Below are 12,276 nucleotides of genomic sequence, written 5' to 3'. Positions count from 1 at the left end.
TTCAGGCCCGACGCGACGAGGGAACGGCGTGGCGGGCATCGATTTGGGCGCGGATCTTGCGGTGCAGGGTCTCGTCAATGGGATAGGTCATGGCGATGACCAGGCCGAGCAAGTTGCAGATCGCCGGCACCAGGGCATACAAAACGCGCAGCATGTGGACCACCTCGGGACTCTGGGCCCTATTGGGCGTGTACCCCGACGCCCCCAGAAGGGCCAAACCGGCCCCCACCCCCACGGCGGCGGCCAGTTTTCGGGAGATGGACCACAGCCCGATGTACAACCCCTCACGCCGCCGACCGGTCTGCAACTCGTCATAATCGATCACATCGGCCTGTATAGCGGACGGCAAGGCCAGGGTGGCCCCGAACCCGATGCCCGACGCAACCACCAGCAGACCGTAGAGCAGAGTGTCGCCCGGCCCCAAAAAATAGACACCGGTAAAGGCACCGCTGTTCACCCCCATGGCGCCCAGCCAGGCCCATTTTTTGCCCACCCGGCGCGCCAGAGCGATCCAGGCCGGCAACAACAGGATTCCGGTAACAAAATAGAGCATCAAAAACAGATCGGCCCGGACCGATTCAAGCACATATTGCACATAGAACAGAATCAAAGTGGCCGGCAAGTTGTTGCCCACGGCGCTGATGGTATAGGAGGCCAGCAGCACCCAAAAGGGGCGATTGCGCCCCAGGGCGCGGATACCGCGCAACAACCCCGTACACGCTGCAACCGAGACCCCCGACCGCTCGCTCACACTGGCGACGCACCAAGCGCCGCTGGCCAGCAACAACGGCGCGTACAAGATCGCCATCCAGTAAAACTTCTCCCGCTCGCCCCGGGCATCGGCACCCAGTCCGAACAGCGCCTGGATCAGGGCGGGCGAGGCAGCCGCCACCAGGGTGCCCGCGATCAGGGCGCCGTCCCGCCAGCCGAAAAGGGTCGTGCGGGCGTGGTAGTCGAAGGTGATCTCCGGGCCCAAGGCCTCGAAGGGCACCGTCGCCATGGTCCAGAAGAAAAAGAGCACATAGATCCAGACGCCGAACCACACCGCCGCCGCCGTCGGCCTGGTGTCCGGCGGCGTGAAGAGAAAGAAGAGGGACAGGGCCACCAAGGCCATGCCGGCGGCGATGAAGGGACGTCGCCGGCCCCACCGGCTGCGGGTGGCGTCGGACCAAAGCCCGATCAAGGGGTCGGTCACGGCATCGAAAAGACGCACCCCGAACAGCAGGGCGCCCAACACGGCGATGTCCACGCCCACCACATCGGTGTACAGCTTGGGCATATAGACATAGACCGGAATGCCCACCACCGCCAGGGCAAATGCGGGCGAGGCATAGGCCAGCTTGATATTTGTCGACAATCCGGTGCCCGCCATTCCACCACCTCCCTGGTTGTTGCCGCGCTTTAAACCAAGGTATAGAATAGATCGGCGATGGGCCATGGCAAGGGAGGGATGGTTGGTAGGGTCATGGTAGGACAAGGCCCGCATGGGATCATGTCAACGGTGGGCCGCCGTGCAAACCCCGCTCATGTTGCCGGCCGGACGGCCGATACATCTTTGGAGCGAAGCCACCGGCGACCATCAGGTGGTATCGCACTGTAGGCAAAAAAAGAGAAAAGGAGAACCCCTTGTTGTCCCCCCTGTTCCGAAGGACTCTCTTTTGGGCGATCTTGTTCGGTGCGATCGTCGGTCCGGCCGGCAACGGTGCAGCGGCGGACGGAGCCGACCCGCGCAATGCGGACGGCCGTTCCAACCGGATGCCCATTGCGCTGGAGGAGGCCTTCTTGCAGGTCATCGATGCGCCGGATTGGGAGCGGCTCGCCACCGGCGAAATTATCACCCGGATCACCCGGCAAGATGCCGATACGGTAGTCGCCCAGAGCATGGGGCGCATCCAGGCGCCCCCGCGAGCCTGTTTCGAAGTGGTGCGGCGCTATGACCAATACACGACGCTGATGCCGCACACCGTTGAAAGCAAGGTGCTGCGGGCGTTTGCCTTGGACGCCCCCCATCCAGGCGCCGAGGCGGTGGATTTCTGGACCCGCATCCGGGTCTTCGGCTTCAGCACCGGCTATCTGTTGCGTATTGCACATCTGCCGCAACCGTGCGGCGAACGCCTGGACATCTACTGGACCCTGGTGGATGATCCGTCGCAAACCACCGGCTGTCTGGACGCCGACGGCCAACCCTGCGCCAACGATCTGGCCCTCAACCTGGGCGCCCACCGTTTCGAACCCTTCCCCGGCGATCCCGACGCCACCCTGCACACCTACACCCTGACCCTCAAAGGCACCCGCTGGTACCAGCGCGCAGGCTTGCGCCTCGGTGCCGGGCACTCCATGGCCGATGTGGTGGGCCGTATTCGCGAAGCGTTGCACTGCACCGAATGAATGCGCCTCCGGCAAGGTAATCGGCAGGACGCGTCAAGCGGCCAGGATTCCCTGCAACAGCACCGCGTGGCGGTTGGGCGGGGTGAAAACGCGCACCTGCGCCGTAAGGGTCTGTGTGTCGAGGGACAAATACTGCATGCGTTGGGTAGTGCAATCCCCGGCATTGAGATAGAGCCCCTTTCCCAGGGCACGCCATGCGATGGTGTGGGAGTGGCCCATGGCGACCAGATCGACCGCGCCATCGATCATCTCCTGCCGCGCCTCCCCGTGCAGTATGGGAAAGCGCCGCTGTCCGGCCTGATACAACGGCCCTTCCAGATAGTCGGCCAGTCGATGCCAACCCATGCGCCGCAAACCGCCGATCATCCAGGTGACCACGTAGGGCACCTGCCCGCGCCTTTCGATGAAAGGGTCGAACTGGTGGCCGTGAATGAACCACATCCGCAGGCCGTCCACCACCATCCGCACCTGCTGCACCGCGCCCATCAGCCCCTGGGTGATGCGGTCGTGGTTGCCGTAAAGCATGGTGCACGGTGCGGCGCGCCAACGCCGGAAAATCCGCGGATAGCGCTCTGTGATGGCGCCGAACACCTCGGCACGCGATCCTGGATAAGGCCCGTAATCGGTCTGGAAAATATCCCCCAGCAACAAAATCCGATCATGGCTGCGCGTGAGGTGATCATCAAAGCGCAGCAGGGCCACTTCATCGGCCCCGTGTTTGTCCAATGCCGGTCGATGGGTCAGATGGAGATCGCCGAAGGCGGCAATGCGCATGGTTCGAGCCTTTCCTTTGGTTGTGGCGTTAAGTGGCGGCCGTGCCTTGGGCACGACAACGGTTCGGGGTTTCGCAGAGACCACCGCCAAAGAAATTATCGCCAGGGTCCATCGCAAACTTGAGTTTTCGGGGGGACGCCCGCATTCGGTTTTGACAAGGCGGGAGGGCGTACGCATTGTTTTGCATAACGACCGAAACGATTGGGATGGTGCCGATGATCATCAAGCAGTTGGATACGGGATACCTGGACAACTTCAGCTATATTGTGGGCTGCGAACAGACCGGCAAGGCGGTGGTGATCGATCCCGGCCCGGAAGCGGAGATGATCGCCGCGGCGGCCGAAGCGGCGGGGTTGCGCATCGAACTGATCGTCAACACCCACGGGCATGGAGATCACACCGCCGGCAACGCAGCCTTAAAGGCCTTGACCGGAGCGCCGGTAATCATCCACCAGGGCGATGCCGACCGCTACCCCGCGGCGGACCGCTTTCTGGCGGATGAAAGCCCGCTGCGGGTGGGCGAGATCGTTTTGGATATCATCCACACCCCGGGACACACACCCGGCGGCATGTGCCTGTATGCCCGGGGCAATCTTTTCACCGGCGACACGCTGTTCGTGGGCGACAGCGGGCGCACCGACCTGACCGGCGGCCACCGCCCCACCCTGGGCGCTTCCATCCGGCGCCTGATGCAGCTGCCCGACGAGACGGTGGTGTGGCCCGGCCACAACTACGGCCCCACCCCATCCTCGACCATCGGCTGGGAGAAGCGCCACAATGTCAATGCCCGCGAATACGGCTTTGCGGCGTCCGCCGGCGATCCCCGATAGCTGTTGATGCATCGAACGGGATTATAGAATGCGGTTGGGCACAAAACCCGAATAAGATCAAAAGCGGGCGAAAGCAGTATTAGGAGCGACCCATGAACCCCTTAACGAAAATACCCGTGCGCGGTGTGCTGGTCATTGTGTTGGCGTTGGCCGCATTGGCGGCCATCACGCTTGCACGCACCACCGCGTCCGAGGTTAGGCAAACGGAAATGGAGAGACCCATGAAGGCGTCCACCTTATTGGCATCCGACCATCACAGCACACCCGCCCCCATACCGCCCATCGACACCCTGCAGCCGGTTGCGGTGGCCACCGCATCCTTCGGCCTGGGGTGATTCTGGGGCATCGAGTCCCGGTTCGGGGCCATCGAAGGCGTGATTCGCACACGGGTGGGGTATGCCGGCGGCCAAAAGGCCGACCCGACCTATCACCACATCGGCGATCACACGGAGACTGTTCAGATCGACTACGATCCCACCCGCATCAGCTACGACGACCTGCTGGCCGTGTTTTGGCGCAGCCACGCACCGTCGGCCCATACCATCTCGCGGCAGTACCTGAATGCGATCTTCTACCATGACGAGACCCAGCGCGATGCGGCCCTGGCCTCCAAGGAAGCGCTGGAAAAGCGCGGCGGCCGCAACATCCGCACCGAAGTCCTGCCCTTGCGCAGTTTCACCATGGCCGAGGATTATCACCAGAAGTACCTGCTCAAGCGCAACCAGGTGCTGACCGCGGAACTGACCCGCATCTACCCGCAGGCCGCGGATTTCGTCGCCTCCACCGCCGTGAGCCGGATCAACGGCTATCTGGGTGGCTATGGCACGCGCGACCAGTTGCGCAAGGAAATCGATCAATTGGGCCTGAGCCCCAAAGGCCGCGCCATCCTGGAAAAGCGGGTGGGGGATCGCGGCGAGTGATCGGACGCCTGGGGTTTACGCACGGTGGTCGCAAGCCCCAAGCCCCGCATCCATTGCGCCGGCCCCGCTGCCGACCAGTGCGTTCAGGAATCAAGTGAACCGGATTTTGATCAGTCAGCCATTATCCCACGCCGCCTGAGAAAAGATTGGGGATAGTTGGTGTTTCGGGGGTGTCGGGGTCATTTACATTCGGCCCTTTTCTTGAAAAACAGGCGCCTTCAGGCTATGGAAGGGCAAGGCGACCATTAGGGTTGCCGGCCATCGTAGCGAAACGAAAGCGCACGCCATGACCGAACAACCAAAGAACGGACAGTACCGCGTCCATGTCCGAACCGGATCGACCGTCGCCGTGGTTCTGAAATCGGACCAGCGCACCGGCCGGCTGACGCGGGGCATTGTCAAGGATGTCCTGACCCGCGCGGCGCGCCACACCCGCGGTATCAAGGTGCGCCTGCAGGACGGACAGGTGGGCCGGGTGCGGGAAATCCTCGAATAAGAGCTCGGCCTTTTGCTGGAACGCGATGGCGCAAAGGTACGCGCGAGCCCAAATGAGCCGCGACGACGATAAAGCCGATGAGCAACGATCCAGCGCGCACTCTGAAACCAACGGTCGAACAAGCGCCCCACTTGCTGCGGGAATGGTTCGACCACTACGTGGACCGCTTCCGCGCCCCGGACGGCAGCCTGCCGCCCGCCCTGGAACTCAAATACCGCCACAGCCTGCGCGTCGCCGCCGACGCCCGGGCCGTCGCCAAGGCCGCCGGGTGGCCGTCGCCGCGCATCCGGCTGGCCGAAGCGTGCGGCCTGGTGCACGACGTGGGGCGGTTCGCGCAGTATGCCGACCACGGCTCCTTCAACGACGCCGACACCCTGGATCACGGCGCCGCCGGCCGCAAGCTGCTGGAAAACGAAGGGCTGCCGGAGCACTTCGGCCCCGCACTCTGGCCGCAGGTCGCCTGCGCCGTGGCCTACCACAATCGTGGCACGGCCGATATCCCGCCGGGAATCGATGGGCCCACCGCCGATCTGCTCGGCCTCATCCGGGATGCCGACAAACTGGACATCATGGATCTGGTCCTCCGCTCGGTCGCCCGCGACGGCTTCAGCGACCTGCCCGACATGCTGCCGCACATCCGGCTGGACCGCGCGGTGACCCCCGATGTGTTGACCCAAGCCTTGAGCACCCGCAGCGTGGCCATCGGCACCTTGCACACCCTGTCCGATTTTCTGGTGATGATCGCCACCTGGTTCCACGATTTCAACAACCGTGCCGCGCGGCAGATGGCCGTCGAGAGGGGCATCGTGCAGCGACTCCGTCAAGTGCTGCCGGACAGTCCGGCTCTTGGTCGCCTGTTCCAAGCGATCACAACCAGCGCTGATCCCCCTGACGGAATGCAGGGCGCAGCCGAATGCGAACAGGACGATGACAACGCACCACATCCCTGCACCCCAAAGGAGACTGCGTGCCGGTTGAACACCCGTCCGATGCCCCCCCGGTGAAGACGACAGTGCCGGCCGATCCGCCGGCGGCGCCACCGCCGGCGGCCATGACCGACCTCCTGGCCGAAACCGTGGCCCTGGACCTGGAGATCACTCACAGCGGCATCCTGCGGCACATCGGCGCCGTTTGCGGCCCTGAAACCTTCCAGTGGACGGGCCGCCGCAAGGAAATCGACCGGGCCCTGGCCCGCCTGGACGCTTTCGGCCGCCGGGCGCGATTCGTGCTGGGCCACAACCTGTTCAACCACGACCTGCCCTTTTTGCGCGCCGCAACCCCCGACCTGGCACTGCTGGACCGGCCGGTGATCGACACCCTGTTCCTCTCGCCGCTGGCCTTCCCGCGCAACCCTTACCACCGCCTGGTCAAAGACTACAAGCTGGTGCGCGCCTCTCTCAGCGATCCGCTGGAAGACGTGCGCCTGGCCTTGTCGGTGTTCGCCGACCAATGGGAAAGCCTGGCCCGCCAGGGCGACGCCTGGCCCGAGCTGCTCGCCTTTTGCGCCCACTGCTTCCGCAACAGCCGGTTCAACGGTTTCAGCGGCCGTGGCCTGGCCATGGTGTTGGAACGCCTGGGCGCCCGCCCCCTGCCGGCGACAGCCACGGTGCGGGACCTGTTCGTACAACTAAGCGGCGAAGCCATCTGCCGCAACGGCCTGGACAACGCCTTGGCCGCCCTCGGCCCGCAACCGTGGCACCCGGCGGCCGCCTACGCCCTGGCCTGGCTGCGGGTGGCGGGTACCAACTCCGTGCTGCCCCCCTGGGTGCGGCGCCAATTCCCGGCGGTGGCCCCCTTGCTGCAGGCCCTGCGCGACACCCCCTGCGGCGACCCGACTTGCGCCTGGTGCCGCGCCACCCACGACCCCGACACCCAACTGCAATGCTTCTTCGGCTTCGAAGGCTTTCGCCCCACCCCCGCCGCCGCCGACGGACAGAGCCTGCAACGCCAGGTGGTGCTCGCCGGCATGCAGGGCCGCCCCCTGCTGGCCATCCTGCCCACCGGCGGCGGCAAGTCGTTGTGCTACCAATTGCCGGCCCTGGCGCGCCACATGCGCCGGGGTCTGCTCACGGTGGTCTTCTCGCCCCTGCAGGCCCTGATGAAAGACCAGGTGGACAACCTGGCGGCCGCCACCGGCACCCCCTTCGCGGCGGCCATCTACGGCCTGCTGACCCCGCCCGAGCGCGGCGAAGCCATGGAGCGGGTGCGCCTGGGCGACATCGCCCTGCTCTACATCTCCCCCGAGCAGTTGCGCAGCCGGTCGGTGCGCCAAATGCTCAGCCAGCGCGAAATCGGCTGCTGGGTCTTCGACGAAGCCCACTGCCTATCAAAATGGGGCCATGACTTCCGGCCGGACTACCTCTACGCCGGGCGCTTCATCCGCGAACTGAGCGAAGCACAGCACCTGCCCACGCCGCCCATCGCCTGCTTCACCGCCACGGCCAAGCCGGACGTGATCGAAGAAATCATCGCCTACTTCCGCACCGAACTGCACCAGGAACTGCGCCTGTTCGAAGGGGGCGTGGAGCGCGACAACCTGTCCTTCGACGTCCTGCCGGTGTCGGCCGCGGAAAAGCCCGAACAAACCTTTGCGCTGATCAAAAGGCACCTGGGCGACGACGGGCCGGGCAGCGCCGTCGTCTACACCGCCACGAAGAAATGCTCGGAAGAGGTGCGCGACTACCTGCTGCACAAAGGCATGTCGGCCGAAGCTTTCCACGGCGGCCTGGACACCCACGAAAAGCGACGCATCATCGATGCCTTCAGCGCCGGCGAAAGCGCCGTGATCTGCGCCACCAACGCCTTCGGCATGGGCATCGACAAAAGCGACATCCGCCTGGTGCTGCACTACGAAATCCCCGGCTCCCTGGAGAACTACCTGCAAGAAGCCGGCCGCGCCGGGCGGGATCGGCAGCCGGCCCACTGCGTCCTGCTCTACGACCCGGCCGACGCCGAAACCCAGTTCCGCCTGGGGGCCTACTCCGAAATCAAGCGCGACGAGATCCAGCGCATCCTGCGTTGCCTCAAGCGCGGCAAACGCAGCCGCCACAACGAAATCGTCATCACCACCGGCGAACTGCTGCGCGAAGAAGAGCTGGCCCAAGTGTTCGACAAGGAGGACCGGGGCGCCGACACCAAGGTGCGCACCGCCGTCTCCTGGCTGGAGCGGGCCGATTTCCTGGAGCGCAACCAGAACCTGACCCAGGTGTTCCAGGGCAAGCCCCTGGTCAAACGCCTGGCCGATGCCGACCCCCTCATCGCGCGTGCCAAGCTCTCACCGGACATGCAGGTCCTGTGGCGCGGCATCCTGGCCGCACTGTTCAACGCCCCCGCAGACCACGGCTTCAGCGCCGACGACATCGCCGAGCAGCTCTTCCACGACGCCGCGCGCCTGCACGCCCTGGAACAAAGCACCGGCCTGACCCCCGCCCAACTGGTGATCCACGCCATGCACCAGATGGCTGCCGTCGGCCTGCTGGACAAGGGCCTGCGCTTGAGCGCCTTTGTGCACTGCGCCGGCCGCAAAAGCGCGCCACGCTTACTGGCATCCAAAGCCGACCTGGAAAGGCGCATGATCCAGGTGATGCAGGAAGCGGCGCCCGAAGCCGAACCCGGCGCCTGGCAGGAGCTGGACATCAGCCGGCTCAACCAGCGCCTCAACGGCGACGGCCACCAGAGCGACCTCATCACGCTGCGCCTGCTGATCAAAGGACTGGCCCGCGACGGCCAAGGCCTGGCCGGCGCCCACGGCAGCCTCGACCTGCAGCACACCGGCCGCAGCCGCTACCGCGTGGCCCTGCGCCGCGGCTGGTCCGCCCTGAGCGAAACCGCCGCCCTGCGCCGGGACGTGGCCGCCCTGATCGTCAAAGTGCTCACCGAAAAAGCCCGCAAGGCCCTCGTCGAGACGGGCCAGGCCACCACCGCCGAAGTACTGATCGACTTCACTGCCGACGAGCTGGAGCAGGCCATCCGCCACGACCTGCTGCTGCATGCCAGGATCCACAAACCCCTGGCCGCCATCGACCGCGCCCTGATGTTCCTCCATGAACACAAAATCATCGCCCTGCAGCAGGGCCTCAGCGTCTTCCGCCAAGCCATGACCATCCGGCTCAACCCCGCCGACAAGCGGGGCGGCTACACCGCCGGCGACTTCAAACCCCTGGACATGCACTACCGCGAACGGCGCTTCCAGGTGCACGTCATCCTGGAGTACGCCACCCTGGCCATGGACAAAGTGGCCCGCGCCCTGAACCTGGTGCTGGACTACTTCGCCCTGCCCCGCTCCGACTTCGTCAAAAAGTACTTCTCCGACCGCGAAAAACTGCTCGAGCGGGCCACCAGCGCCGAGGCCTACCGCCAAATCGTCGATCAACTGGACAACCCCCACCAGATCGCCGTGGTGGGCGCCCCCACCGGGGCCAGCCGCCTGATCCTGGCCGGCCCCGGCGCCGGCAAAACTCGCGTCGTGGTCCATCGCTGCGCCTACCTGCTGCGCGTCGAACGCATCCCGGCCAACCGCATTCTGGTCATGTGCTTCAACCACAGCGCCGCCACCACCCTGCGCAAGCGGCTCGGCGCCCTGGTGGGCAACGACGCCCGGGGCGTCATGGTGGCCACCTACCACGGCGCCGCCATGCGCCTGGCCGGCATCTCCCCCCGTGAACTGATGGAAGGCCGCCCGGCGGCCCCAATCGACTTCGACCGCCCGATCCGCGACGCCGTGGCCCTTCTCAAAGGCGACAAGGAAATCCCCGGCCTGGACCCCGACGAACTGCGCGACCACCTGCTGCAAGGCTTCAGCCACATCCTGGTGGACGAATACCAGGACATCGACCAGGACCAGTACGAACTGGTCTCCGCCATCGCCGGCCGCACCCTGGAAGAAGGCAACGGCCGCCTGGCCATCCTCGCCGTGGGCGATGACGACCAGAACATCTACGCCTTCCGCGGCGCCAACGTGGCCTTCATCCAACGCTTCCAGCAAGAGTACAACTGCAAGACGGTTCACCTGGTGGAAAACTACCGCTCCAGCGCCCACATCATCCAGGCCGCCAACCAGCTCATCGCCCGCAACCGCGACCGCATGAAAGCCGACCACCCCATCCGCATCGACCGCCGCCGCCGCAACCACCCCCCCGGCGGCCCCTGGACCACCCGCGACCCCGTCGCCCAAGGCCACGTCCAGCGCCTGCGCGTGCCCACCGCCACGCACCAACCCGCCGCCGTGCTGCAGGAGATCCAACGCCTGCGCACCATCGACCCCGACGCCCGCTGGCAGAACTTCGCCGTCCTGGCGCGCACCAAAACCACCCTCGACACCCTGCGCGCCCACCTTGAACAACACCAGGTCCCCCTGCGCCGCACCCTGACAACCGGTCTGCCCCTGCACCGCATCCGCGAAGTGCACACCTTCCTGACCGCCTTGAAACACATCGAAGCCCAATTCCACCGCGCCTCGGCCCTGGCCGCCCACCTGCCGTCACCACCCCCCGGCGCCCCGTCCTCTCCCTGGATCGACCTGCTGCAAGACCTGCACGCCCTCTATCAGGAAGAAACCGCCGACAGCGAACTGTCCGTCACCCACTACATCGACTGGCTCTACGACGCCCTGGCCGAACAGCGCCGCGAAAAAGCCCTCGGCCGCGGCCTCTTCCTCGGCACCGTCCACGGCGCCAAAGGCCTGGAGTTCAACCACGTCTTCATCCTCGACGGCGACTGGCACCACCCCCCGACCCGCCCCCAACAAGAAGAAGAACGCCGCCTGCTCTACGTCGGCATGACCCGCGCCCGCGAAACCCTCTGCCTCATGGAGACCGACGAGCACCCCAACCCCTTCATCACCAACCTGCAAGGCGAATGGATGCTGCAGCGCGAAGCGCCCCGGGACCCGAATAGTCTCCCCGCACCCCTCCACAACCAATACACCCTGCTGACCCTGGCCGACCTCTACCTGGGCCACGCCGGCCGCTTCCCGGCGAATCACCCAATGCACCACCACCTCGCCCAACTGAATGCCGGCGACACCCTGCGCCCGACCGTCTCCGCCGGCGGCATCGCATTGCAAACAACAGACGCCCAATGCGTGGCACGCCTGTCCAAAGAGGCCAATTCCATATGGGCCGACCGCATAGCGGCAATCCAAGAAGCCCGCATCATCGGCATGGTCCGCTGGTGCGCCGACGACAGCCATCCGGAGTACCGGCACAACTGCAAAACTTCGGCATGGGAAGTGCCACTGGTAGAGCTGGTCACCACGACCCCGGATTTAAAATCATCACCCCCATGGCCGTAACAACACCGAAGGTCCAAACCATGTTCCGATTAGTATTACCGACCATTGTGCAAGTCGTTAACCAGATTCGCACAAAAAGGGACCGCCTTCAGTTCATGTCCCATCGGGTTCACGTGTTGATACTGAATGAAACCTGAACTAATACCTGGGCCGACAAACAATATGAGCGGTTTTCCTGAAAATACTTTTCTTATATCTTTTCCGTCGGTTATAAAGCGATTCGAATCGCACTGAATAATGGAATCCCGCATTATGCCGCTGCGGTATAATATTGATAATTACGGCAAATTATCGCTCATAATCCAAGCGTCGCAAATCACCCATTATGAGTCAAAACAAAACGGAATTCATGAAAAGGGTTGATAAATTAGAGAAAATATGCTGTAGAAATATTAAACTTCCCGATTCAAAGATCCATTTTTGAACCCTTTGCGATTGATCCGGAAATAAAGTCACATGCCAACGAAAAATAGAATAAAACCATATTTATTCCTGATGCTTAGAAGTTCATAGCCACTGGCACAGCAATTTTTCTACGAATACAAGACAGGAAATTACCGCTTCGTCATAATAATA

The 12,276-nt window shown here is 64.1% G+C and carries 9 protein-coding genes; 7 read left to right on the top strand and 2 right to left on the bottom strand.

Translation table 11 applies throughout. The features are described 5' to 3' along the window. Position 1: 1 nt before the first annotated feature. Positions 2-1,372: an MFS transporter gene (locus MRX98_RS20030; RefSeq protein WP_246914368.1), complete on the bottom strand. Its 1,371-nt coding sequence runs from the start codon at positions 1,370-1,372 to the stop codon at positions 2-4. A gap of 257 nt (positions 1,373-1,629) precedes the next feature. Here MRX98_RS20030 and MRX98_RS20025 point away from each other — a divergent pair, with 257 nt between their 5' ends. Continuing rightward, positions 1,630-2,388 carry a hypothetical protein gene (locus tag MRX98_RS20025; protein WP_246914366.1) on the top strand — a complete coding sequence of 253 codons (759 nt, stop codon included), beginning with the start codon at positions 1,630-1,632 and terminating at the stop codon, positions 2,386-2,388. Positions 2,389-2,421: 33 nt separating this feature from the next. Here MRX98_RS20025 and MRX98_RS20020 read toward each other — a convergent pair whose 3' ends face one another. Then, the gene (locus tag MRX98_RS20020; protein ID WP_246914364.1) at positions 2,422-3,162 is read right to left on the bottom strand and encodes a metallophosphoesterase family protein; all 741 of its coding nucleotides are present in this window, start codon (positions 3,160-3,162) and stop codon (positions 2,422-2,424) included. A gap of 206 nt (positions 3,163-3,368) precedes the next feature. Between MRX98_RS20020 and MRX98_RS20015 the strand changes: the two genes are divergently transcribed. The 6 genes from MRX98_RS20015 to MRX98_RS19990 all read left to right on the top strand — a co-directional run bounded on the left by MRX98_RS20015 (position 3,369) and on the right by MRX98_RS19990 (position 11,700). Next, the gene (locus tag MRX98_RS20015; RefSeq protein ID WP_246914357.1) at positions 3,369-3,992 is read left to right on the top strand and encodes an MBL fold metallo-hydrolase; all 624 of its coding nucleotides are present in this window, start codon (positions 3,369-3,371) and stop codon (positions 3,990-3,992) included. 92 nt (positions 3,993-4,084) lie between these two features. Continuing rightward, positions 4,085-4,327, top strand: coding sequence for a hypothetical protein (locus MRX98_RS20010; protein ID WP_246914355.1), 243 nt, complete (start codon positions 4,085-4,087; stop codon positions 4,325-4,327). Positions 4,328-4,336: 9 nt separating this feature from the next. Beyond that, positions 4,337-4,912: a peptide-methionine (S)-S-oxide reductase MsrA gene (locus MRX98_RS20005; protein ID WP_343217779.1), complete on the top strand. Its 576-nt coding sequence runs from the start codon at positions 4,337-4,339 to the stop codon at positions 4,910-4,912. 286 nt (positions 4,913-5,198) lie between these two features. Continuing rightward, positions 5,199-5,408 (top strand): YwbE family protein, encoded by a 210-nt coding sequence (locus MRX98_RS20000; protein WP_246914351.1) that lies wholly within the window; start codon positions 5,199-5,201, stop codon positions 5,406-5,408. Positions 5,409-5,485: 77 nt separating this feature from the next. Next, entirely contained in the window at positions 5,486-6,412 is a 927-nt protein-coding gene (locus MRX98_RS19995) for an HD domain-containing protein (protein ID WP_246914349.1), read from the top strand. Next, the gene (locus MRX98_RS19990) at positions 6,376-11,700 is read left to right on the top strand and encodes a RecQ family ATP-dependent DNA helicase (RefSeq protein ID WP_246914347.1); all 5,325 of its coding nucleotides are present in this window, start codon (positions 6,376-6,378) and stop codon (positions 11,698-11,700) included. Before MRX98_RS19995 ends, MRX98_RS19990 begins: the two co-directional genes overlap by 37 nt. Positions 11,701-12,276 lie beyond the last annotated feature (576 nt).

It is taken from the genome of Desulfatitalea alkaliphila, assembly GCF_022968795.1.
In the GTDB taxonomy this organism is placed as follows: Bacteria; Desulfobacterota; Desulfobacteria; order Desulfobacterales; family Desulfosarcinaceae; genus Desulfatitalea; species Desulfatitalea alkaliphila.
This window is presented reverse-complemented; position numbering and strand designations above follow the sequence as displayed.

Excerpts from the sequence above, each read along its gene's own strand:
- MRX98_RS19995 (WP_246914349.1), top strand. The coding sequence starts at position 5,486 with ATGAGCAACGATCCAGCGCGCACTCTGAAACCAACGGTCGAACAAGCG.
- MRX98_RS20030 (WP_246914368.1), bottom strand. The coding sequence starts at position 1,372 with ATGGCGGGCACCGGATTGTCGACAAATATCAAGCTGGCCTATGCCTCG.
- MRX98_RS20015 (WP_246914357.1), top strand. The coding sequence starts at position 3,369 with ATGGTGCCGATGATCATCAAGCAGTTGGATACGGGATACCTGGACAAC.
- MRX98_RS20000 (WP_246914351.1), top strand. The coding sequence starts at position 5,199 with ATGACCGAACAACCAAAGAACGGACAGTACCGCGTCCATGTCCGAACC.
- MRX98_RS20010 (WP_246914355.1), top strand. The coding sequence starts at position 4,085 with ATGAACCCCTTAACGAAAATACCCGTGCGCGGTGTGCTGGTCATTGTG.
- MRX98_RS20020 (WP_246914364.1), bottom strand. The coding sequence starts at position 3,162 with ATGCGCATTGCCGCCTTCGGCGATCTCCATCTGACCCATCGACCGGCA.